The 21,834-nt window shown below is 66.4% G+C and carries 20 protein-coding genes; 14 read left to right on the top strand and 6 right to left on the bottom strand.

What is annotated here, in order from left to right:
• Positions 1 to 7: 7 nt before the first annotated feature.
• The 12 genes from HHL27_RS12690 (at position 8) to ppa (ending at position 12,390) form a co-directional block, all read left to right on the top strand.
• Positions 8 to 2,518 carry a TonB-dependent receptor gene (locus tag HHL27_RS12690; RefSeq protein ID WP_169493801.1) on the top strand — a complete coding sequence of 837 codons (2,511 nt, stop codon included), beginning with the start codon at positions 8 to 10 and terminating at the stop codon, positions 2,516 to 2,518.
• A gap of 49 nt (positions 2,519 to 2,567) precedes the next feature.
• Positions 2,568 to 3,947, top strand: coding sequence for an aromatic ring-hydroxylating dioxygenase subunit alpha (locus HHL27_RS12685; RefSeq protein ID WP_169493800.1), 1,380 nt, complete (start codon positions 2,568 to 2,570; stop codon positions 3,945 to 3,947).
• Positions 3,948 to 3,951: 4 nt separating this feature from the next.
• On the top strand, positions 3,952 to 4,470 hold the full coding sequence (locus HHL27_RS12680) for a nuclear transport factor 2 family protein (protein WP_206069584.1): 519 nt from the start codon (positions 3,952 to 3,954) through the stop codon (positions 4,468 to 4,470).
• Positions 4,467 to 4,976: a nuclear transport factor 2 family protein gene (locus HHL27_RS12675; protein ID WP_169493798.1), complete on the top strand. Its 510-nt coding sequence runs from the start codon at positions 4,467 to 4,469 to the stop codon at positions 4,974 to 4,976. The genes HHL27_RS12680 and HHL27_RS12675 overlap by 4 nt, the downstream gene beginning before the upstream one ends.
• A gap of 4 nt (positions 4,977 to 4,980) precedes the next feature.
• Positions 4,981 to 5,520: a nuclear transport factor 2 family protein gene (locus HHL27_RS12670; RefSeq protein ID WP_169493797.1), complete on the top strand. Its 540-nt coding sequence runs from the start codon at positions 4,981 to 4,983 to the stop codon at positions 5,518 to 5,520.
• 23 nt (positions 5,521 to 5,543) lie between these two features.
• Positions 5,544 to 6,887 (top strand): aromatic ring-hydroxylating oxygenase subunit alpha, encoded by a 1,344-nt coding sequence (locus HHL27_RS12665; protein WP_169493796.1) that lies wholly within the window; start codon positions 5,544 to 5,546, stop codon positions 6,885 to 6,887.
• 2 nt (positions 6,888 to 6,889) lie between these two features.
• A complete protein-coding gene (locus HHL27_RS12660; protein ID WP_206069583.1) occupies positions 6,890 to 8,266 on the top strand; it encodes an MFS transporter in 1,377 nt (458 codons plus the stop codon).
• Positions 8,267 to 8,288: 22 nt separating this feature from the next.
• A complete protein-coding gene (locus HHL27_RS12655) occupies positions 8,289 to 8,639 on the top strand; it encodes a putative quinol monooxygenase (protein ID WP_169493794.1) in 351 nt (116 codons plus the stop codon).
• Entirely contained in the window at positions 8,639 to 9,046 is a 408-nt protein-coding gene (locus tag HHL27_RS12650) for a nuclear transport factor 2 family protein (RefSeq protein ID WP_169493793.1), read from the top strand. Before HHL27_RS12655 ends, HHL27_RS12650 begins: the two co-directional genes overlap by 1 nt.
• Positions 9,047 to 9,115: 69 nt before the next feature.
• Positions 9,116 to 11,077 carry a M61 family metallopeptidase gene (locus tag HHL27_RS12645; RefSeq protein ID WP_169493792.1) on the top strand — a complete coding sequence of 654 codons (1,962 nt, stop codon included), beginning with the start codon at positions 9,116 to 9,118 and terminating at the stop codon, positions 11,075 to 11,077.
• Complete coding sequence (locus HHL27_RS12640; RefSeq protein WP_169493791.1) at positions 11,074 to 11,736, top strand: DUF1345 domain-containing protein; 663 nt, start codon at positions 11,074 to 11,076, stop codon at positions 11,734 to 11,736. Before HHL27_RS12645 ends, HHL27_RS12640 begins: the two co-directional genes overlap by 4 nt.
• Positions 11,737 to 11,850: 114 nt before the next feature.
• Positions 11,851 to 12,390 (top strand): inorganic diphosphatase, encoded by a 540-nt coding sequence (ppa, locus tag HHL27_RS12635; RefSeq protein ID WP_169493790.1) that lies wholly within the window; start codon positions 11,851 to 11,853, stop codon positions 12,388 to 12,390.
• Positions 12,391 to 12,428: 38 nt separating this feature from the next.
• Here the strand turns inward: ppa and HHL27_RS12630 are convergent, their stop codons facing one another.
• The 3 genes from HHL27_RS12630 to HHL27_RS12620 form a co-directional block, all read right to left on the bottom strand.
• Positions 12,429 to 13,781, bottom strand: a complete 1,353-nt coding sequence (locus tag HHL27_RS12630) for a mechanosensitive ion channel domain-containing protein (protein WP_169493789.1) — start codon at positions 13,779 to 13,781, stop codon at positions 12,429 to 12,431.
• Between the two features lie 48 nt (positions 13,782 to 13,829).
• Positions 13,830 to 15,176 carry a TldD/PmbA family protein gene (locus HHL27_RS12625; protein ID WP_169493788.1) on the bottom strand — a complete coding sequence of 449 codons (1,347 nt, stop codon included), beginning with the start codon at positions 15,174 to 15,176 and terminating at the stop codon, positions 13,830 to 13,832.
• A 79-nt stretch (positions 15,177 to 15,255) separates the two neighbouring features.
• The gene (locus HHL27_RS12620) at positions 15,256 to 15,564 is read right to left on the bottom strand and encodes a hypothetical protein (RefSeq protein ID WP_240959744.1); all 309 of its coding nucleotides are present in this window, start codon (positions 15,562 to 15,564) and stop codon (positions 15,256 to 15,258) included.
• Positions 15,565 to 15,836: 272 nt separating this feature from the next.
• Between HHL27_RS12620 and lptB the strand changes: the two genes are divergently transcribed.
• Positions 15,837 to 16,622 carry an LPS export ABC transporter ATP-binding protein gene (lptB, locus tag HHL27_RS12615; protein WP_169493786.1) on the top strand — a complete coding sequence of 262 codons (786 nt, stop codon included), beginning with the start codon at positions 15,837 to 15,839 and terminating at the stop codon, positions 16,620 to 16,622.
• Positions 16,623 to 16,648: 26 nt separating this feature from the next.
• A complete protein-coding gene (gene rpoN, locus HHL27_RS12610; protein WP_169493785.1) occupies positions 16,649 to 18,148 on the top strand; it encodes an RNA polymerase factor sigma-54 in 1,500 nt (499 codons plus the stop codon).
• A 3-nt stretch (positions 18,149 to 18,151) separates the two neighbouring features.
• On the opposite strand, the gene HHL27_RS12605 is transcribed toward rpoN, so the two are convergent.
• Genes HHL27_RS12605 through HHL27_RS12595 form a run of 3 tightly spaced genes read right to left on the bottom strand, consistent with a single transcriptional unit; the run spans position 18,152 to position 21,834 of the window.
• Positions 18,152 to 19,015, bottom strand: a complete 864-nt coding sequence (locus HHL27_RS12605) for a phosphodiesterase (protein ID WP_169493784.1) — start codon at positions 19,013 to 19,015, stop codon at positions 18,152 to 18,154.
• A gap of 10 nt (positions 19,016 to 19,025) precedes the next feature.
• Positions 19,026 to 20,927, bottom strand: a complete 1,902-nt coding sequence (locus HHL27_RS12600) for a cytochrome c3 family protein (protein WP_169493783.1) — start codon at positions 20,925 to 20,927, stop codon at positions 19,026 to 19,028.
• 10 nt (positions 20,928 to 20,937) lie between these two features.
• Positions 20,938 to 21,834, bottom strand: a complete 897-nt coding sequence (locus HHL27_RS12595; RefSeq protein ID WP_169493782.1) for a hypothetical protein — start codon at positions 21,832 to 21,834, stop codon at positions 20,938 to 20,940.

Below are 21,834 nucleotides of genomic sequence, written 5' to 3'. Positions count from 1 at the left end.
AGGCCCCATGCGGCACTCGGATCTTGCGCGACTCACATTCCTGACGACAACCGCGCGCAGCGCCACAATTGCCGCGCTCGGCCTGGGGGCATTCGCGATCTCAGCACCGGCGCTCGCCGCCGATGATCAGGCCGCTTCCCAGACCGCGCCCCAGTCCGGTGCGGAGGCTTCCGCCAGCGCACCAGTCGGCGTGCAGGACATCATCGTGACGGCACGCCGCCGCAGCGAGAGCGTTCAGACCATTCCGGTCGCGGTGCAGGCCATCAGCGCGGAAACGGTGCAGGCACGCGACCTGACCAGCCTTGAAAAGATCGCCGCGGCCACGCCGCAATTCACCGTCGCGCGTGCCTCGAACGGTGCGGGCGCGCAGCTGACCATGCGCGGCATCGGCTCGTCCGCGACCTCGATCGGCATCGAGCAGTCAGTCGCGATCGTGGTCGACAGCGTCTATTACGGCCAGGGCCGGGTCATCAACGAAGGCTTCTTCGACCTTGCCCGCGTGGAAATCCTGAAAGGCCCGCAGGCGCTGTTCTATGGCAAGAACGCTACTGCCGGCGTGATCAGCCTGACCACCGCCGATCCGGGCAAGGACCGCGAGATCCTTGCCCGCGTCGGCTACGAACTCAACGCCCGGCAGCTTTACGGCGAGGCGATCTATTCGACCCCGCTGAACGATTCGCTCGGCCTTCGCCTGGCCGTGCGCGGCTCGAAGATGTTCGGCGGGTTCTACCGCAATGCCGCGAACGTACAGTCTTACCCGACCTTCGACGTCGCCACCGGCACGACCAACGCCCATACCGCCCAGCCTGCGGCCAAGGACCAGCCGCAGGAGCGTGAGCTGATCGGCCGCGCCACGCTGAAGTACGATCCCGGCGGCGGTCTGACGATGACGCTGAAGGCGTCGGGCTCGTACAACGAGACCGAGGGCAACGGCTGGAACTATTCGGCCGTGCGCTGCCCCACCGGGGCGACCGCGCTTAACCCGGCCTATCCCTGCGACGGCGGCTTCCGCCTCTACCAGAACAACATGCCGGCCGACATTGCGCAGGCAACGCCGTACGGGCGCAGCAATGGCGAGCTCTACAACCTGTACAAGTCGTGGGCGGTCACCGGTACGATCAACTACGACCTCGAGAACGTGACGCTCAACTCGGTCACCAACTACAGCTGGAACAACAACAAGTTCGCCTGCGACTGCGACTTCCTGGGCGGCGGGGTCTGGGCGACCGAAAACGCGACGTACCATGCTTTCAGCCAGGAACTGCGCGCGCTGACCAAATTCGATTCCCCGGTCAACGTCATGGTCGGCGGACTTTACCAGAAGACCAAGCGCGAGTTCTTCCAGGCGGTCCTGTTCGCCAACATCGAGAATTCGGCGGCGCCCGATGGCATGCGGTATGTCGCCTATGCCAAGGATTCGCAGACTGACGGTGAAACGCTGTCCGCTTATGGCCAGGCGATCTGGAAGATCCTGCCGACCGTGGAGGCAACGGCCGGCGTGCGCTACACGCATGAAACCAAGAAGAGCTACTTTACCCAGCCTTACGTCAACCCGGCGCTGACCGGCATTTTCCGCCCGCAGAGCGCGGCCGCCAATGGCACGCTCTATGGCAATCAGACATTCGACGACTGGTCCCCCGACGTGACGCTGAGCTGGAAGCCGACGAGCGACATCATGCTCTATGGCGCGTACAAGACGGCCTACAAGTCGGGCGGCTTCTCGAACAGCGCGATCAACTCGTCGCTGGTGACCAACAATCCTTCGGGCGACCTTGCGTTCAATCCAGAGCGCGGACGCGGCTTCGAAGCGGGTATCAAGACCACCCTGTTCGACCGGCAACTGCGGGCGAACCTGACACTCTACAACTTCAAGTATACCGATCTGCAGATCGACTACTTCAACGCGCAGGTCTTCTCCTACGTCACCTACAACGCGGGCGCTGCGCGGTCGAAGGGCGTCGAGCTGGAGCTGGAGTACGCGCCCCGCCAGGTGCCGGGCCTCTCGCTCCACGGCACGCTCAACTACAACCGCGCGCGGTACGAGAACTTCATCGCGCCGTGCTGGTCGGGGCAGAGCATCGCTGCGGGCTGTTCGCTGCGGACGGCCGATGGCCAGCCGCGCCAGGACCTGTCTGGAGCTCCCACCGCGGCGGCGCCCGAATGGACCGCGACGGCGGGCGTTTCGTACGAGACCGATGTCGGCAACGGGCTGAAGGTCGGCGGCAATATCGACACCCGCACGACCAGTTCGTACCTGGGTTCGAGCTTCGGCGATCCCTACACCCGGCAGAAGGCCTACGCCGTGCTTGATGCCGGCTTCCACATCGGATCGGCCGATGACCGCTGGCAGTTCGCTGTGCTGGGCAAGAACCTGACCAACAAGTTCTACTTCATCGGCGGCGGCACCGCACCGCTGACGGGGGCGGGCACCGGCACCAACAACGCGACGCTGGGCGACATCATCGGGTACGGGTCGATGCCGCGCACCGTCCGGCTGCAGGCGACCTTCCGATACTGACGATCCACCGGGGGAGGGGCAGACACGAGCGACAAGGACCAACTTGGCGATGAATCTCGAAACCAGCCTGCCGCTCCCGCCGGAACCGGGCACAGCCCGGTGCCCCGGGCCCAGCACGCGCGATATCATCCTGTCCGACGGGCAGGACGTTCCGCCCGCGCTGGTCGCCGAAGCCTATACCTTCGCCGGCGACGCCGACATCGAATACGACCGGTACCTTTCGCCCGAGTTCATGGCGCGGGAATTCACGCAGATGTGGGCGCGGACATGGCAGTGGGCCGCGCGCGAGGAACACGTGCCCGATGCCGGCGACTACATCACCTACGACATCGGGCCGTGGTCGATCCTGATCGTGCGCGGCGATGATGGCGCCATCCGCGCCTACCGCAACGCCTGCCTTCATCGCGGCACGCAGCTCAAGCGATCCGATACCAGTGGCCATTCCGCCGAGCTGCGCTGCCCGTTCCACGGCTGGAGCTGGACCCTCGACGGCAAGCTCTCGAACATCCCATGCCGCTGGGATTTCCCGCACGTGACCGACGACGAATTCGGCCTGCCGCAAGTCCGCGTCGAAACCTGGGGCGGGTTCATCTTCGTCAACCTCGATTCGCAGGCGCGCCCGCTTGCAGAACAGCTCGGCCCCTTGGCCGACCACTTCACGGGGCGCTGGGACCTGGCCGACCGGCGCATCGCGCTGCATTTGCAGAAGGAGCTGCCGAGCAACTGGAAGGCAGCGCAGGAGGCCTTTCTCGAAGCCTACCACGTCTACGAAACGCATACGCAAGGGCTGGCCACGGCGGGCGATGCCAATGCGCAGTACGACCTATTCAGCGACCATGTGACGCGCTTTGTCCACACCATCGGCGTGCCCAGCCCGCATTATCGCGAGCCGCAGTCGCAGCAGGACGTCTACGACAAGATGCGCGTCGAGCCGGGCGAGGTGCCTGAAGGCCGCAGCGCGCGCTCGTTTGCGGCAGAGAGGTTGCGCGAAAGGATCTCGGCCGAAACCGGGGTGTCGCTTGATGCCTATTCCGACAGCGAGATGCTCGATTCGATCGAGTATCACCTCTTCCCGAACATGTGCCTGTTCCCGGGCGTATCGCTGCCTATGATCTATCGCTTCCGGCCGATCGGCAACGACCCGTCGCGCACGCTGTTCGACCTCGTGTTCCTCAAGCTGGTGCCGCCGGGCACGCCGCTCGACCATCCGCCCGAACCCGTGCGGGTGGGCGTCGACCAGTCCTATGCCGAGGCGCCGGGCATGAATCCGGGCCTTGGCGCGGTCTATGATCAGGACACCGACAATCTCGCCATGCAGTATCGCGGATTCGAGGGTTCGGAAAAGCGGGGCCAAACGCTGGGCCACTATCAGGAAGCGCGCATCCGCCAGTTCCATCAGACGCTCGATGCCTACCTTGCAGGAGCGTGACGGGATGGATCCGCTCGACCGCCTCGTTTCGTGGCAGGCCATCTATGACCTGAGCTGCGACTACATGCGCGCGCAGGACCGGCTCGATCCGGTGTTGCACCGCTCGGTGTTCCATGACGATGCCACCACCGACTACGGCGCCGGCTGGCAAGGGGATGCCGAAGGCTTTGTCGCCTTCGCCCAGGGTGTGTTGGCCCCGCACAAGGCCAACCATCACATGATCGGCCAGATGCGGATCGATTTCGAGAGCGAGACCCTCGCCTTCGGCGAAGTCTATTACCAGGCGCACCACCGCATCATGGGCGACGACGGCGCGGAATATGACCTGTTCGTCGCTGGCCGATACGTCGACCGGTACGAACGGCGGCAGGGTGTCTGGAAGATCGCCCATCGCACCGAACTTGCCGACTGGATCCGCAACGAACCCGCCGCCGATCTGGAAGGCGGAGCCATGATGCTGCCGTGGGGCGCCCGCAGCCCGCACGACCTGAGCTGCCGCCGCGAGGAGATGCGCGTCCGATGAGCAAGGTTCATCTTGAACAGGTCGCCGATCGTCTTGCGATCATGGATCTCCTCAACCGCTATGCCCGCGGCATCGATCGCTGCGATATCGACGTGTTGCGCTCGGTATGGTGGCCGGGGGCGAAGGCCGATTACGGGCAGGGCGAGATCGACGCGCTGGAATGGTTCGACGGCGTGATCCCCGCGCTTCTGGGCATGCGCCGCACGCAGCATTTTCTCGGCAACATGCTGATCGAGATGGGGAACGGCGTGGCCACCGCCGAAACCTATTGCCGCGCGTGGCACGAAGTGGATTCGCCCGATGGCCCGCAGGAGATGGAAGTCGGCGGGCGCTATCTCGACCGGCTGCAGCGCCGTGGCGACGAATGGCGGTTGCTGCACCGCCGCTACGTGCTCGACTGGAGCCGCAACGGACCTTCCACCGCACGCTGGGACGGCCCGCTCTACGAAGGGCTGACCCGACGCGGCAAGCGTGCCCCCCACGATCCCAGCCATACCGGAGAATGACGCGATGAGCTCCGACACCCTTGCTCTCGATTCCCGCCTCGCGCGCCTGCTGGACAAGCAGGACTGCGTCGAGCTGGTGCACAAGCTGGCCCGCGCGATAGATCGCTGCGACGCCGACCTGGTCCGCAGCGTGTTCCACCCGGACGCCACCGACGATCATGGCATGTTCAAGGGGACCGCCGCCGACTTCGTGCCGTGGGTGATGGAGGTGCTCGCCGGAATGCGGCGCACCCAGCACGTGATCGGCAACGTCCTCGTCGAAGTCGACGGAAACAACGCCCGGGGCGAGGCCTACTTCATCGCGCATCACTGCCTGCCGGGCGCCGATGGCGCGGGCGATACCTTCATGGTCGCGGCCGGGCGCTATCTCGACCGGTTCGAAAAGCGCGCCGGGGAGTGGCGAATCGCTCATCGCGGCGCGGTCTACGATTGGAGCACGACCGCGCCATCTACCGACATGTGGGACCGCGTAGCGATGCCCACCCATGCCTTCGGCGAGCGGGGGCACGCCGATCCATCCTACCGCCATTTCGAGGGGGCTTGAGACAAGCTTCGAGGAGACAAGCCATGACCGCTTCCACCGATCTACCCCGCGCCCGTGCCAAGTCCCTGGCCGACATCTCGAAACTGGCCGACCCGCCGCTCGGCAACGCGCCAATCACCCCGGACCGCTATTTCTCCAAGGAATGGGCGGATCGCGAATGGGACAAGGTGTGGACCCGCACCTGGCAGATCGCGGGGACTCAGGCGCAGATCCCCAACACCGGCGACTGGCTTACGGCGGACTTCGGACCCGAAACGATCGTCTGCGTGCGGGGCGACGATGGCCATGTGCGCGCTTTCTACAACGTGTGCCAGCATCGCGGGATGCCGGTCGTCTCGGGAGCGCAGGGCAATGCCAAGCGGCTGCTCTGTCCCTATCACGGCTGGGCTTATGATCTTGCGGGCAAGCTGAAGGTCGTGCCCGACGAGGCGGACTTCGTGCAGGGCTCGCCCTGCGGCAAGCTCAACATGGTCGAGATCAAGTGCGAGCTGTGGGCAGGGTTCGTGTGGATCAACATGGACAATGACGCGGCGCCCTTGCGCCAGTTCATGGGGCCGATTGCCGACCAGATCGATACCTATCCGATGGATCGCATGGTGCGCACCCACTGGGTGACGATCGAAGGCAACTTCAACTGGAAGCTGGTGCAGGACAACTTCAACGAAAGCTACCACGTCCCCTTCGTCCATCCGCAGACCAAGTTCGTGATGGAATACGCGCACAGCTATTGCCAGTTCGACCTCTACCCCGAAGGCCACGCGCGCATGTTCATGCCGGGGGCAGGGCCGACCAAGCAGCTGCGCGGCGGCGAGAACGAAACGCTGGAGATGCTGCGCAACGAGCTGGAATTCTGGGGGCTCGACCCTGACCAGTTCCGCGGCGGCAAGACGGGCGAAATCCGCAAGGCGCTGCAGAAGGCCAAGCGCGAGAAGGGCGAGGAGAAGGGCTTCGACTTTTCCACCTACCACGACGACCAGCTGACCGATCACTGGCACTACACGATCTTCCCGAACCTTTCCTTCAGCCTGAAGCCCGATGGCAACATCTGGCTGCGCGCCCGGCCGCACGAGAGTGACCCGGAAAAGTGCTACTTCGACATGTGGTACATGACGCTCTTCCCGGCCGGGACCGAGCGCTACTATTCGCAGTCGATGTCCGAATGGGTCGATGTTTCGGTGCCGGGCCCGCACATCCAGGGCAAGGTTCACGAGGTATCGGCGGGACCGGGCATCGACCAGGACGTCTCAGTCTGGGAGCATCAGCAGCGCGGTCTTCATTCGCGCGGCTACAAGCGCGATTACCTCGCGTTCCAGGAACGGCGCGTGCGCTACTTCCACCAGAACCTGGAAAAGTGGATGGCCGACTGACCATGGTCGAAACCACCCGCGCTGGGCAGCGGCGGATCGTGGCGCTGATGGCGCTGGTCAAGCTGGTGACGACCGCCGATTTTGCGCTCGTCAGCATCGCGATCCCGTCGATCGGCCGCAGCCTTGGCGCGGGGCCGGCGATGCTTTCGTGGATCGTCACCGCGAACACGCTGGTGCTGGCGGGAACGCTTATCCTGGGCGGCAAGCTGGTGGACCGCATCGGCCAGCGCCGCGCGCTTGCCTGGGGGATCGCGCTGTTCGGCGCAGGCTCCATCGCCGCGGGCGCCGCGCCCTCGCTTGCCTTCGTACTTGCAGCGCGGGTGGTCCAGGCCTTTGCCGTCGCACTGCTTTCGCCGGCGGCCTTCTCGCTGATCACCGTCCTGCTGCCCGAAGGCGAACCGCGCCACCGGGCGATGGGAGTGTTCGGCGTGACGCAGGGTTTTTCGCTGATCGTCGGCTTGCTTGCGGGCGGCGCGCTCGTGACCGCATTCGGCTGGCGCGCGGCCTTCTTCGTGAACCTCCCGCTGCTCGCCATCGCCTTGGCCATGGCGCTGCGCTGGATTCCGCGCGGTGCCGCGCGCGCCGCGCCCGAACGGCTGGACCAGATGGGTGCCGCGCTGCTGACCACGGCGCTCGTGCTGTTCGTGGGCGCGGTGGTCCTGTTCGGCAAGGGCGTGGCGGCAGAACTTACGCTGGCCATGATCGCGGGTGCGGTCGCTGCGGCCATCGCCTTCGCCATCGTCGAACGCCGCGTCCCCGCACCGTTGGTGCCGCCCGTCCTGTTCGCCAACCCGCTCTATGCGCTCTCGGTCTGGCTGCTGCTGCTGGTCCTGGCCGGCGTCGGCGGGCTGCTGCTGCTGATGCAGCTCTATCTCCAGCGCGTGGCGGGCTATTCAGCGGCGCAGGCAGGGCTCGGAGCCATGCCCTATGCCATCGCGGTGATCGCGGCCGGGCAGGTCGCACCGCGCCTGCTGGCGCGCTTCCGGCCGCTCGTCCTGGCGCGCGGTGCGGCAGTGCTCAACCTTGCGGGGCTTGGCTGGCTCGCCTTCGCCATCGGCCTGCCATACGGGTTGGGTGTCGCACCGGGCATGGCTGTGGCCGCGCTCGGCAGCGTCACCTGCTTCATTGCGCTGATGCACGGGGCCCTGGCGACGCTGCCGTCCGAACGACAGGGACTTGGCAGCGCGGTCCTGTTCACCGCCCAGCAGGTCGGCACCGGCCTTGGCGCGACCATGACCATGATGCTGCTCGACGGCACGGGTACTGCCCCCGATGCGGCGGCTTTCCGCGCGCCGTTCCTGCTGCTTGCCGCAGGGGTCGCGCTTGCCCTTGTCACCCTGCTCGCCGTCGCGCGGTTGCCGCGCCTTTCGCCTGCCTGATCACGCCACAAGGACCCGTCCCATGCCCATCCTCATTGCCGGCACCATCGATTTCGACCCCACCCGCGCCGAAGCCGCGATCCGCGACGGCGAGCCGTACATCGAGGCTTCGCGCCGCGAAAAGGGCTGCATCGCCTACAATTGGGCGCTCGATCCGCTGGTCCCGGGCCGCGTCCATGTCTACGAAGAGTGGGAGGACGAACCCGCGCTTGCCGGACATTTCCGCGACCAGAGCTATGTCTCGATGCGCGATCACCTCGGCCAGTACGGACTGATCAAATCTAGCGTGCGCAAGTATCGCTGCGACGCAGTGGCGAGCGTCTATGACAGCAAGGGCGTTCCCCGGCCCGACTTCCAGGCGGAGGGCGAATGATGCGCGGCTTTTCGGGGGATCTGGCCGACCGCATCGCCATCCGCGAACGGATCGAGGCCTACAACGACGCCGTCTTTCGCAAGGACGCCGAAGACTGGGCCGAATGCTGGGCGCAGGATGCGCAATGGCAGGTTGGTGATCACGCCGCGTCCGGTCGCGAAGCGATCCGCGACCTGTGGGTCCGCCTCATGGCCGGGTTCGACGCCGCCTCGATGTACGTCAACCACGGCGCGCTGGCCATCGACGGCGACCATGCCGACAGCCGGTGCTACATGCTCGAGATGTTGAAGGGGGCCGACGGCAGCGAACGCCTGGTCTCTGGCCAGTACGACGATATGCTGCGGCGGGACACGGATGGGATCTGGCGCTTCACAGCGCGACGCTACACCGTCCTGCAGGTGCGCTGACGTCCTTTACGATGCGGGCTAAGGCCCCGCGCGCTTGCGCGGCCGCCTGCTTCGCGCCAAGTTGCGGTGATGAAAAAATCGTTCGGGTTCGCGATCTTCCCGCTGCTTGCCGCCTCCATGCCCGTTCTGGCGCAAGTCCAGCCGGCCACCAATTCTCGCCCGGCCACCGCGCCGCTGCCGCCCCCGCTGCCAGAACCGCAGGACGTGCCTTATGCCGGCACCATCGCGCTAGATGTCGATGCGAGCGATGTCGTCACGGGGGCCATGCGCGTGATCGAAACCATCCCGGTCGCGCAAGGGACACAGCGCCTCACCCTCCTTTCGCCGCGCTGGCTTCCCGGCAAGCATGGTCCGCGCGGACCGCTCGCCGAACTGACCGGACTTACCTTCACTGCCGCTGACGGCACCGCCTTGCGCTGGCGGCGCGATCCGGTGGCGGTGGAGGCGTTCCACGTCGATCTTCCCGCTGGCACGCGCGAGATCGTCGCGAAGTTCATCTACACCTCACCCCTGCGCGATGCCGAAGGCCGCGTTGCCGTCACGCGCGAGATAAGCAATCTTCAGTGGGAGACGGTCAGTCTCTATCCCGCCGGGCACTACGTTCGCCAGATCCGCGTGCGCCCAACCGTGCGCTTCCCCGCCAACTGGAGCGTGTTCACCGCGCTCGAAGGGCAGAAGGCCAGCGCCGGCCGCACCGCCTTTGCCGAGACCGACTACGAAACGCTGATCGATTCGCCGATTTTCGCCGGCGCTTATGCCCAGCGCTTCGACCTGGGACGCAACGTCGCGCTTGATGTGGTTGCCGACAAGCCCGGGCTGCTGGCGATTCGCCCTGAAAACCTCAGGACTTATCGCAACCTCGTCGAAGAAGCGCAGGTGCTGTTTAGTGCACAGCATTTCGACCATTACGATTTCCTGCTGGCGCTGACCGACCGGATGGGCGGGATCGGGCTCGAACACCACCGTTCGAGCGAAAGCCAGATGGAACCGCGCACCTGGGTCGACTGGGCGGCGAATGACTGGGACCGTAACGTCGTCCCGCACGAATTCGTACATTCGTGGAACGGCAAGTTCCGCCGTCCCGCCCGGCTGTGGACGCCGGACTATTCGCGGCCGATGCAGGGTGATCTGCTTTGGATCTACGAAGGCCAGACGCAGTTCTGGGGCAATGTGCTGGCCGCGCGATCCGGCGTCCAGACCAAGGACACCGTGCTGGGCATGATCGCCACCACGGCGGGGCTTTACACACAGTACCCCGGACGGGCGTGGCGTTCGGTAGAGGATACCACGTTCGATCCCGTCTTTGCGGCGCGCAAGCCCAAGCCGTTTTCCTCGCTCGCCCGCAACGAAGAGTATTACGGCGAAGGTATGCTGGTGTGGCTTGAAGCCGACCAGATCATCCGCGCAGGCACCGGGGGAGCCAAGGGCCTCGACGATTTCGCGCGCGCGTTTTTCGGCGTGCGGCCCGGCGATTGGGGCGTCATGCCCTATGAACTGGACGATGTCGTCGCCGCGCTTCAGGCGATCTACCCCTACGACTGGGCCGGATTCCTGGCGACCCGGATTCAGAGCCCCGGCCAGCCCGCCCCGCTGGCCGGCATCGAGCAAGGCGGCTACAAGCTGGTCTGGCGGGACACGCCCAACGCTTACGACAAGGCGAGGATGGACGAGACGAAAACGCTCAACCTCAACCATTCTATCGGCCTCACGCTCGACAAGGCCGGTGCGGTCAGCGCCAGCCGCTGGGACGGACCGGCGATGCGCGCCGGCATCGTCACCGGCATGCAGATCGTATCGGTCAACGGCGTCACCTACGACGGCGAAGGGTTGAAGGCCGCGATAACCGCCGCCAAGGGTACGGCGGCCCCGATCGCGCTGGTGGTGAAGCGCGACGACCAGGTCTACCCTCTGACCATCGATTATCACGACGGGCTGCGCTGGCCGTGGCTCGAACGGGCGGGCGATGTGGCGACCGGCGGCCTCGACCGCCTGTTTGCGCCACGGGCCACCGCACGGAGCAAGGGCGCATGAGCATCGGCCTGCGCCTGGGCAAGCGGATCGCGCCCCCTCGGTTCATCCTGTTCCTCGTCCTGCTCGTGAGCGTTTCGCTCGGCTGGCACGGTTTGATGCATTCCAGCGGCTGGGCGGATTCTCTTGCCATGGGCTTCGATTTCGCGGCCATAGCCTTCCTCGTTTCGCTATGGCCGCTCTTGGGTAAATGCGACACCGACACGATGCGGCGCCATTCGGCGGAAAACGATGCGAACCGGATACTTGTGCTGGGGATCACGACCGTGCTGACTGCCGTGGTCATGGCGGCCATCGCCGGCGAACTGCCCGAAGCGAGCAAGGGCAGCCACCTTGCCATGCTGCGGCTGATCGGCACGCTGGCGCTGACCTGGGCCTTTGCCAACACCGTCTACGCGATGCATTACGCCCATCTCTACTACTCGGCGGATGGCGAGCAGGGGAAGGATACTGGCGGGCTAGACATCCCGGGCACGAAGACGCCCGATTATCTCGATTTCGCCTACTTCTCCTTCACCCTCGGCATGACCTTTCAGACATCGGATGTCGAAATCACCTCTCGTGAGGTGCGGCGCATAGCGACACTGCATTCGCTGGCGGCCTTCGTGTTCAACATCGGGGTGATCGCCTTCACCATCAATGCCCTTGGCGGAAGCTCGTAAACGCCAGCGCACTCTAATCCATAAGTCTTGTTGCAGCGCACAAGGGGCTTCGCTAGAGCCCGGCCCAACTTGGGCAAAACCGGCCGTCCCACGGCCCAGCAGCGAAGGCAGACCATGCGCATCGACATGATTCCGACGGGCGACAATCCCCCCGAATGCCTCAATGTGATCATCGAGGTTCCGGTTGGTGGTGAACCGGTCAAGTACGAATTCGACAAGGCTTCGGGCGCGCTGTTCGTCGATCGCATCCTGCACACGCCGATGCGCTACCCTGCCAACTACGGCTTCGTGCCGCACACGCTCTCGCCCGACGGCGACCCGCTCGATGCGCTGGTCATTGCCCGCTCGCCCTTCGTGCCCGGCTCGGTAGTGCGCGCGCGTCCGATCGCGGTGCTGAACCTTGAAGACGAGCATGGCGGCGATGAAAAGCTGGTCTGCGTCCCCGACGACAAGACCTTCCCATATTACCGCGATGTTGCCGAGAAGGGCGACCTTCCCGAGATCGTGCTGCAGCAGATCGAACACTTCTTCACCCACTACAAGGATCTGGAGAAGGAAAAGTGGGTCCGCGTCGGCACCTGGGGCGGCGCCGAGGATGCCAAGCGCATCACGCTCGAGGCGATCGAGCGCTACAACGCCGACAAGGCTGACTGATCAAGCCGGAATGATGCGCCGCATCCTTGCGCGGCGCGTCATTCTACGGGGCGGCTGGTATCGAGCAGATCCTGTCCGTCCTTCTTGCCGGCGCGTTCGCGCTCCGCCATCTGCGTGATGTGGCTTTCGGGCGCGACGTCGGCACTGGCTGACACCGACGCAGCGCCCGGCGCCGGGGCGGCAGGCGAGCGCGCATCCTCGTCCTTGCGCTCCAGCCGGACGCGCGAACCCGGCAAGGCGGCGGGGAAGCCGCCTTCGCGAAGGGCATGGCGCACCGCCTCCATCGCATTCGTGCGCGCCTTGCCGAAATCGCTGTGTTGCTGATCGACCCAGGCGCCGAAGCGCAGCACCTGCGTCGCCCCGGCAATATCTACCAGCTCTGCCCCGGGCTCCGGCTTGGCCAGCACGAAATCAAGCTTGCGCAGCACGTCGAGCCCCACACCCCGTGCGTGGCAAGGGTCGGCATCCTGCGCCAGCGGATAGTCGAACGTGAACTTGCGCTGCGGGTTGGCGGTGAAGTTCAGGATCACCGCCTTGAACACGGTGCTGTTGGGGATGCGCAAGTGATTGCCATCGCCGGTGATCAGGATCGTCGCCCGGCTGGTGAGGCGCACGACGGTCCCTTCGTGATTGTCGATCCGCACCGAATCGTTGGCGCGGAACGGCTGGCGCACCGACAGCATCAGCGACGAGACGTAGTTGTCGATCGAATCCCTGACGGCAAACCCCAGCGCGATGCCGATCACGCCAGCGCCACCCAGCACGGCGCCGAGCAGGGCGGTCGCGCCCAGGATTTCCAGCGCCAGAACGATCCCGCCCACGACGAAGACGAAACGGATCGCCGTCTCGATCAGTTCGGCCAGGAATGGATTGGGCGCCACGCGGGCCCACAGTCGCTTGCGCCCGGCAAGCGCGTAACCGGCAAAGCCGACCATTACCGCGACAAGCAGCGCAACGCCGATCAGCGGCAGCGCACGCCAGAGCCCGACTATCCTGTCGGTGACGCCCGACACCGCAGGGCTGAGATTGCGTTCGACCTGAAGATTGCGATCAAGCCGGTTCTGGACCGTCACCACGCCCGAAAGCCGCCCGGCGATGCTGGCGGCCTGGTCGATCGCGGCCTGGTCCGCAACCGTGCCGGTCAGCGTCACCACGCCCGCCGAAACCCGTACCGTCACCGGCTGCAACGCGGGGATTTCGGCGAAGATCGTGCGGATGCGTTGCGCCACCTTGGCATCGTCGTTGACGGCCTCGTCCGTCGCGATTTCCCCGCTCGGCTGTGCCGGGGGCGCGCTGGCGGACGGCAGCACCGAGGGGCTGGACTGCGCCAGCAACGGCGGCGCCACGCTGACGAGCAGGAGAGCGAGCAGGGGGCGAATGACGGGGCGCATGCGAAGGCAAGCGCCCCGCACCGCAACCTGTTCCCGAAAAGGGCGGGCTCAGTCGCCTGCCACGCTCATCCCGTCGATCCGGATGGTCGGCACGTCGATTCCGCGCTCGATCACCAGATCGTTGGCGACACGCATCGCTGCGAACATGTCGATAAGATTGCCCGCCACGGTGAATTCGGCGATCGGCCCGGCAATCTCGCCGTTCACGATGCGCAGGCCCGAAGCGCCCCGGCTGTAATCGCCGGTCACGCCGTTGACGCCCTGTCCGATCAGTTCGGTCACATAGACCCCGTCGGCAATGTCGGCGATCAGCGCGGCGGGGGTCAGTTCGCCGGGCTGCAGCACCAGGTTGCTGGGCGTGACGTGCGGCGCACCCGATCCACCGCGACCGGCGTGGCCGGTGGGATCGCCACCCAACTGGCGCGCAGCGGCGCTGTCCATCATCCAGCCGGTCATGCGGCCATTGTCGATCAGCTTGCGCGCCGCCGTGGGCAGCCCTTCGCCATCGAACGGGCGCGAGCGCAGGCCGCGCAGCCGGTGCGGTTCATCAAGCAGGGTGATCGAGGAATCGAACAGCTGCTCGCCATCCTTGCCCAGCAGGAAGCTGGCGCGGCGGGCGATCGATGCGCCCGACATCGCGCCCAGCAGGTGGCCGATCAGGGAACCGCCGACGCGCGGATCAAACACCACGGTGGCGGGGCCGCTGCGCACGCGGGCGGGGGCAAGGCGGCGCACGGTGCGCTCTGCGGCAAGCCGGCCGATCTCGGCAGGCGCGGGAAGGTCAGCGAAGAACCGGGCGCTGCGCCACGCGCTGTCGCGCTGCATGCCGCTGCCTTCGCCACCGAGCACGCTGGCCGAGATGCTGAAGCTGGTGGCACCGTACGAGCCGGAGAACCCGTGACTGGTGACAAGCGCGAAGATCCCCGCCCCGGCACTGGCGCTGGCGCCTTCGCTGTTGGTGATGCCCTGCACCGCGCGGGCGGCGTCCTCGGCTTCCTCTGCCAGCGCGCGCAACTGTGCGGGCTGGACCGTGTTGCGATCCTCCAGATCGAGCCGGGGTGTTTCCCCCTGAAGCAGCAGTTTGGAAGGCGCGAGGCCGGCGAAGCGGTCCACCGGCGCCAGTCGTGCCATCGCCACCGCGCGTTCGGCCAGTTCGTCGAGCGCGGCGTCGCCAAGGTCGCTCGATCCGATCGAGGCGGAAGCCCCATCGACGAACACGCGCAGCGAGATTTGCTCGCTTTCCGAACGCTCCACGTCCTCGAGCTTGCCCAGCCGGACCTGCACCGCTTCCGCGGAGCTGCCATGATAGCTCGCATCCCCGGCTTGCGCACCCATGCGGCGGGCACGTTCGATCAGCGCATTGCAACGCTCCTCGGCCTGGTCGGGCGACAGCATGTGAAAAGCACCTCCTGCGGGATGGAAGACGCGCGCCTTAGCGCGTGGGGCGTCCTACCACAATCGCGCGGGAAGCGGCTCAGAACAGCGTGGACACAGCCTTGAACAGCGCGGTCAGCAGAAAGGGAAGGCCGATCGAGCATGCCCACACGATCAGCTGGTCGCGCCGGCAGGCAGAACGCAGCGCGGGATCATGCGCGGCTGCATCGTCAAGATGCTCCCAGCGCCGCTCGAACCGGCGGAACAGCGGAATGACCGCAGCGACCAGCACCACGAGCGCCAGCATCGGCAGCATGGAGGCGGAATGCCCCACTTCAATCGCCTGCATCGTCACGAAAATCTGCAAGCCGGTATAGACCAGCAGCCCGTAAGCGACGGTGTCGCTCATCCGCTTGCGCCAGTCGACGGCTCGCCTCGAAAAGGCCGACGTCCTTTCCATCTGCCACCCCGCTTGTTTTCACTCTCCCGCAAACGAGTAGAACATCTGTCGCTGCGGGTTTCAAGCAAGTCTTGGTCCCTCTGTGGAACGGGGGCGCGCACTCGTCGTTCCATGCACAAATCCTGCCAGATCGGCTCGCACGGGCTTTGCCGCGCCCGCGTTGACCGCTATGGCTGCAACCGACACTTTCGATTCAACAGCCTAACGGTCACCAAGATCCGATGAATGCCGAGACTGCCGCCAGCGCGGCCACCGTATCGCCGCCGTCAGCCGTCGGCACCATTCCGGGCGGCCTGGAGGTCGTCTCGATCGCCAAGAGCTATGACAAGCGGGCGGTGCTGACCGACATTTCGCTGTCGGTCGGCAAGGGCGAAGTGCTTGGCCTGCTTGGCCCCAACGGCGCGGGCAAGACCACATGCTTCTATTCGATCATGGGGCTGGTGCGGCCGGATTCGGGCCGGATCCTGCTTGATGGCGTCGATATCACCAAGCTGCCGATGTACCGCCGCGCGATCCTCGGGCTTGGCTACCTGCCGCAGGAAACCTCGATCTTCCGCGGCATGACGGTCGAACAGAACATCGCCACGGTGCTCGAGCTGATCGAGCCTGACAAGGACGTGCGCGCCGCAGAGCTCGACCGCCTGCTCGATGAATTCGGCCTCACTCGGCTGCGCACCAGTCCGGCGATGGCACTGTCGGGCGGCGAACGCCGTCGCTGCGAAATTGCCCGCGCGCTTGCCGCCAAGCCGTCGATCGTCCTGCTCGATGAACCCTTCGCCGGCATCGATCCCCTGTCGATCAGCGACATCCGCCATCTGGTGAAGGACCTCAAGCGTCGCGGCATCGGTGTGCTCATTACCGATCACAACGTGCGCGAAACGCTCGATATCGTCGATCGCGCCTGCATCATCTACGGCGGGCAGGTGCTTTTCGCAGGCAGCCCTGAAGCGCTCGTCGCCGATCCCAACGTGCGCCGGCTTTACCTCGGCGAAGGCTTCACGCTCTAAAGCGAGCAGCCGGGGGGAGGGACAAGATGGCGCTAGGACCACGGCTGGATCTCCGCCAGAGCCAGTCGCTCGTCATGACGCCGCAGCTGCAGCAGGCGATCAAGCTGCTGGCGCTGTCCAACCTCGAGATCGAGACCTTCATAGGCGAGGCGCTCGATTCCAATCCGCTGCTCGAACTGGGCGAAGCCGCACCGGCCGATGCGCCGGAGGCTCCGGAGGAGCTGCGCCGCACGCATCTCGAAAGCTCGCCCGTCGACCAGCTCGTCGGCGAAGGGCGCGCCGACGAGGATCGCCCGCTCGACATCGACCCGACCGCGCTCGACCGCGATCGCGATACCGGGGATGGGAGCGGGGGCGAAGGCGGCACAGCTTTCGATGGCGAACAGCGTATTTCGGGCGGCGGCGAAGGCCTCGAAATCGACGAGCGCGGCAGTGTCGAGGCGACGCTTGCAGAACATCTCCACGCCCAAGTCGGCGCGGCGGCGCGCGATGACCAGCAGCTGTTCGTCGCGCGCTGGCTGATCGACCAGCTGGACGAGGCGGGCTACCTTTCGCTGCCGCTGTCGGAAGCGGCCCAGGCGCTCGGCCTGCCGCTGGCGACGATCGAGGCCGCGCTCGAACTGGTCCAGTCGCTCGATCCCACCGGCGTCGGCGCGCGCAGCCTCTCAGAATGCCTGGCGCTCCAGGCCCGCGAGGCCGATCGCTACGATCCGTGCATGGCGCGCCTGATCGACAACCTCGATCTCGTCGCGCGGGGCGAACTCGCCCGCATCAAGCGCATGTGCGGCGTGGATGACGAGGATTTCGCTGACATGCTGGCCGAACTGCGCGGCTACGATCCCAAGCCCGGGTTGCGGTTCGGTGGCGGCGTGGCCGAAGCGGTGGCGCCCGACATTCTGGTGCGCGCCAGCGGCGGCGGCTGGGACATCGCGCTCAACCAGGCGACGCTGCCGCGCCTCGTCGTCAACCGCCGCTATTACGTCGAAATGCGCGGTGCCTGCGTCGCCAAGGAGGCCAAGGCTTGGCTGGGCGAAAAGCTGGCCGATGCGAACTGGCTGCTGAAGGCGCTCGACCAGCGGCAAAAGACGATCCTGAAGGTCGCGGCCGAGATCGTGAAGCAGCAGGACGGCTTCTTCCGCCACGGCGTCGCGCATTTGCGGCCGTTGACGCTGCGCACCGTCGCCGAAGCGATCGAGATGCACGAATCGACCGTCAGCCGCGTCACGTCGAACAAGTACCTGCATTGCGAGCGCGGCACGTTCGAACTGAAGTACTTCTTCACGTCGGGCGTTGCCTCCACCGATGGCGAAGGCGCGGTTTCGGCCGAAGCGGTCAAGGCCGCGATCCGCCAGCTGATCGATGCCGAAGATCCCAAGGCGATCCTTTCGGACGATGCGCTCGTCGACCTGCTGAAGGGACGCGGGTTCGATCTCGCACGCCGCACGGTCGCCAAGTACCGCGAGGCGATCGGCCTCGGCAGTTCGGTACAGCGGCGCCGGCAGAAGGCGCTCGCCGGGGTGCGCTGACCGCTATTCCGCTGCGGCGCGGCCGGGCCGCTCGGCCATCATGTGCTGGACCATCCCCTGCAGCCGCGCATCGAACCGGGCGAGCACGTCCTTCTCGCCCGCGCTGTCCCAGTGGGTGATCAGCTCGCGACCGTTCCACCAGTGCAGGGCATAGCCTGGCGCATCGGCAATGATCAGCGCCCGCTCGTCGGGCTGGTCGGGATCGAGCGGGCGCAGGTCGAGCCCTACCTGCGGCGCGGTCGAAGGGCAGGTGGCGACGATGTGGCCTTCCCACCGCGCGGTAATCGCGCGGTGGATATGCCCGCAGATCAGGCCGACGACGTTGGCGCGGCCTGCCAGTACGCCGGCGAGGCGCGCGACCCAAGGTTCGGCGGGGTCGGTGTTCATCCACGCGATGCCCACTTCCATCGGCGGGTGGTGCAGCACGATCAACGTGCGCTGGTGGGGCGCTTCATCCAGGCGTTCGGTCAGCCAGCGCGCGCGTTCGTCACAGAACGCGCCGCCGTGGCGGCCTTCTTCCAGCGTATCGAGTACCAGCAGCCGCAGCGTCGGGTCGTCGATCGCGTACTGCAGGAAACCGCCGGCGAACGGCGCCTGGGGGAACACCGACCGGAACGTCGCGCGCTCGTCGTGGTTGCCCAGCGCGAAGTGCACGGGGAAGGGCAGGCCATCGAGCGCCTCGCGCAGCCGTTCGTAGCTTGCGACGTCGCCGCGATCGACCAGGTCGCCTGTCAGCAGCAGCAGATCGGGACGGGGCGACAGGCCCGAAAGCTCCGCGAGCACGCGGTCGAGCCGCTGGCGGTTGAACTCGTCGGGCGTGTCCGGCTCGAATCCGAGATGGATGTCGGTGATCTGGGCAATCAGCATGAAACGCGGCCTAGCGTGCCAGTGCCACGCGGCGCGGCCGGTCCGCATCCGCCGTGGTGACAATCGCGCGCTTCTTGCGCTGGTCGGCTGGCTTCCACGGCTGTCCTCCCGTCGGATCGTTGGCGTCCATATGGTACGCATGGCACATCGCACAGCCCGACTTGACCGGATCGGTCACGTGCGCGCCTGCCAGCTTCGTGCCGGTCTCGCCCACGTGGCACGAACGGCAGCCCCCCGGGCCATCGAGGCCCGGCACCAGCAGGTCGCGTGCATCGTTCGAGCTCTTGGCGCCGGTGTGGCAGGTGGCGCAGTCGGTCTTGCGGTGATCCGAATGGTCGAACCAGCCTACGTGGTAGTAACGCGTGTTCTGCGCCACCGGCTGGACGGTGAAGCCGTCGGTCGCGGCGCTGCCGCCACGGGTGATGACGTGGCAATCGGCGCACATGCCGCCCTGGCCGAACACCTGGGCCACCGCCTGATCACCGCGCACGGGATAGAAATGCACCGCCCGGGCATAATCGGCCGCGCTCGCCGCGCGCGCCGCGTCCCCGGGAATGCGGCGGCCAAGGCCCGAAAGCGTTGCCGGCCGGGCCGGCGCGCCGCCGCGATAGAAAGCGCGCAAGTCGGCCACGACCTGTTCGGGTTCGCCATGGCGCAGCGTGCGGAACGTGCCCCCCACCTGGTCGAAGGTCAGCGAATGGCAGCTTTCGCACGCCTCTTCCATCACCACCGGCTTGAACCGCGCGCCGCCAGCCTCGGTCTTGTGGCAATCCTGACAGCCGAGTGCGTCATTCGCCGCAAAGCGCCCCGGACGGCGGCGGACCATCTGCGCCACGCCGTTGCTGTGCGACAGGTGCTGCGCGTGGGTGAACTTGAGGCCGTTCGCCTCCTTCAGCCCCGGCGCCCAGCTTACTTGCGCGAACACCGGCTTGCCTCCCGGCGCCACCGCCGCGATCAGCGTCGGGCGGAACTGCGGGTGGGCCGTTCCGAAATCGGCGGCATTGTCGAGTTTGCTGTCGGGCAAGCGCGTCCTCAATCCGTCGTGGCAATCGGTGCAGAATTGCTGCCGGGTGGCCGGCATAGCACCTGCCCCCTCATGCTCGGTGTGACATGCGACACACCTGCCTTGCGGACGGTTGAACGCGGTGGCCACCGCCTGGGTCAGCCGCGCCATGCCCTGCGGTTCGCCGCGCGCGCGCAGCAGCCGTGCGCCATCGGGAATGTGGTTGTGCGCGTCTTCCTTGTGGCACGACAGGCAGGCGTTGTCGGTCACCGCGACGAAGGCCTTTGTGTGGCAGGCTTGGCAGTCGTTTTCCAGGTTGTGGTGGGCAAGGCTGAGGTGCCCGGACGACCAGGCGGTATCGCCATGGATTCCGGCAGGCCGCCGCGCATCCTTGTGCATCGCCAGCGGCTGGTAGGTCGCATAGGACCAGATCGGCACCGCCAGGAACGCCACCAGCATTAGCACCGCAAAGGCCCAGGCCGACACGCGCTTGCCCGGCAGCAGGCCCTTCAGCGTGAAGGCGGTGCCAAGGTCGATGTCCTCGGCGCTTTCCGAAACGACCTCCACCCGCCGCACGGTCAGCACCGCCGCGCCGCTTTCGCCATCGCGCGAAACCGTGATGCGATGGCCGCCAAAGCCCAGTTCCGCACCCACGCCCAGATCGATGCGCGTACGGGTGGTGCTGCGCCCGTCGGCTTCGAACGGCTGGTCGCCCACCGATTCGACCAGCAGTGTGCCATCGCCCTCGATTACCGCGTGGGCATGGCGCGGATCGACCGCAAGGTCGGGCAGGTGGACGGCACAGGCCGAATCGCGGCCGATCAGCAGCTCGGCGCCTTCCACCGTGGTGGGGCGGACGATCTCCTCGCCGTTGGACTTGAGCGCGATCTGGCGGACCAGGAACGTCATCGTGCGGCCCTTACCAGTAGAAGAACACGGCGATCACGTGCGCGGACAGCGCGGCGATCAGGGCGAAGGTCACCGGCACGTGGACATAGAGCCACGCCTGCAACCAGGTCTTGAGCTTCAGATGCCGCCGCATGCGCGACAGCATGGCCTCCTTGCGCGTGAGCAGCGCGTCCACCTTGTCGAGCGGATCGTCGGCGCGGCGCGGCAGGAAGGCGCGCCGCTGGCGCAGTTCGGCTGCCGCGCCGCGCGTGGCATCGCGCGGGTAGCGGCCGGTCAGGCGGTTCCAGAACGTTCCCGCGAAGGGATCTTCTTCCAGGCTGCGGTTCACCAGCGTCGCGCTTTCCGCGTCGAGCGGCTGCGCGGCATCGTGGATCTGCCGGTCGAGCGAGCGGATCGCCTCGACCATCTGCTTTTCGGTGATCGCGCCTTCGGCGTCATAACGGTTTTCCGAAAGGGCGCGTGGCAGCGAGGCATAGACCCAGATGCCGAACATGCCCGAAACGATCACCAGCATCATCAGCGCCCAGGCCAGCGTGTGCACGTTCCAGCCGAAGGCAAAGCCCGAATGCAGCGTGCCGACCACGATCAGCAGCATCCCCAGATAGACATGGGCGCTGGTCCACGCCTTCAGGCTCCAGCGCCCCGGCGTGATCGCCCGCTTGCGCACCCCCAGCATGGTCAGCCACAGGATCAGCAGCGCGCCGATCGTGCCCAGCGTATAGCCCAGCCAGCTCGAACCGAAGTGCCCGGCGGGCAGCGGCACCCAGATGTAGAGCGCGATCAGGAGCACCGCGAGCGCGGCGGAGATCTTCAGCCAGCGGAAGTCGCGGTGGGCCAGGAAGCCCTCGTGCGTGCTCGTGCGTTCGCGGCTGGCGCCGGTGCGGCGGCGCGGTGCGATGCTCGCCAT

This window comes from Novosphingobium olei, from assembly GCF_012927405.1.
GTDB lineage: Bacteria > Pseudomonadota > Alphaproteobacteria > Sphingomonadales > Sphingomonadaceae > Novosphingobium > Novosphingobium olei.
Note: the sequence above shows the minus strand (reverse complement) of the source record. Positions and strands in the feature narration are given on the sequence as shown.

Excerpts from the sequence above, each read along its gene's own strand:
- HHL27_RS12660 (WP_206069583.1), top strand. The coding sequence starts at position 6,890 with ATGGTCGAAACCACCCGCGCTGGGCAGCGGCGGATCGTGGCGCTGATG.
- HHL27_RS12630 (WP_169493789.1), bottom strand. The coding sequence starts at position 13,781 with ATGCGCCCCGTCATTCGCCCCCTGCTCGCTCTCCTGCTCGTCAGCGTG.
- HHL27_RS12625 (WP_169493788.1), bottom strand. The coding sequence starts at position 15,176 with ATGCTGTCGCCCGACCAGGCCGAGGAGCGTTGCAATGCGCTGATCGAA.
- HHL27_RS12690 (WP_169493801.1), top strand. The coding sequence starts at position 8 with ATGCGGCACTCGGATCTTGCGCGACTCACATTCCTGACGACAACCGCG.
- HHL27_RS12595 (WP_169493782.1), bottom strand. The coding sequence starts at position 21,834 with ATGGCGAGCATCGCACCGCGCCGCCGCACCGGCGCCAGCCGCGAACGC.
- ppa (WP_169493790.1), top strand. The coding sequence starts at position 11,851 with ATGCGCATCGACATGATTCCGACGGGCGACAATCCCCCCGAATGCCTC.
- HHL27_RS12650 (WP_169493793.1), top strand. The coding sequence starts at position 8,639 with ATGCGCGGCTTTTCGGGGGATCTGGCCGACCGCATCGCCATCCGCGAA.
- HHL27_RS12645 (WP_169493792.1), top strand. The coding sequence starts at position 9,116 with ATGAAAAAATCGTTCGGGTTCGCGATCTTCCCGCTGCTTGCCGCCTCC.
- rpoN (WP_169493785.1), top strand. The coding sequence starts at position 16,649 with ATGGCGCTAGGACCACGGCTGGATCTCCGCCAGAGCCAGTCGCTCGTC.
- HHL27_RS12680 (WP_206069584.1), top strand. The coding sequence starts at position 3,952 with ATGGATCCGCTCGACCGCCTCGTTTCGTGGCAGGCCATCTATGACCTG.
- HHL27_RS12600 (WP_169493783.1), bottom strand. The coding sequence starts at position 20,927 with ATGACGTTCCTGGTCCGCCAGATCGCGCTCAAGTCCAACGGCGAGGAG.
- HHL27_RS12670 (WP_169493797.1), top strand. The coding sequence starts at position 4,981 with ATGAGCTCCGACACCCTTGCTCTCGATTCCCGCCTCGCGCGCCTGCTG.
- HHL27_RS12675 (WP_169493798.1), top strand. The coding sequence starts at position 4,467 with ATGAGCAAGGTTCATCTTGAACAGGTCGCCGATCGTCTTGCGATCATG.
- HHL27_RS12655 (WP_169493794.1), top strand. The coding sequence starts at position 8,289 with ATGCCCATCCTCATTGCCGGCACCATCGATTTCGACCCCACCCGCGCC.
- HHL27_RS12685 (WP_169493800.1), top strand. The coding sequence starts at position 2,568 with ATGAATCTCGAAACCAGCCTGCCGCTCCCGCCGGAACCGGGCACAGCC.
- lptB (WP_169493786.1), top strand. The coding sequence starts at position 15,837 with ATGAATGCCGAGACTGCCGCCAGCGCGGCCACCGTATCGCCGCCGTCA.
- HHL27_RS12665 (WP_169493796.1), top strand. The coding sequence starts at position 5,544 with ATGACCGCTTCCACCGATCTACCCCGCGCCCGTGCCAAGTCCCTGGCC.
- HHL27_RS12620 (WP_240959744.1), bottom strand. The coding sequence starts at position 15,564 with ATGAGCGACACCGTCGCTTACGGGCTGCTGGTCTATACCGGCTTGCAG.
- HHL27_RS12640 (WP_169493791.1), top strand. The coding sequence starts at position 11,074 with ATGAGCATCGGCCTGCGCCTGGGCAAGCGGATCGCGCCCCCTCGGTTC.
- HHL27_RS12605 (WP_169493784.1), bottom strand. The coding sequence starts at position 19,015 with ATGCTGATTGCCCAGATCACCGACATCCATCTCGGATTCGAGCCGGAC.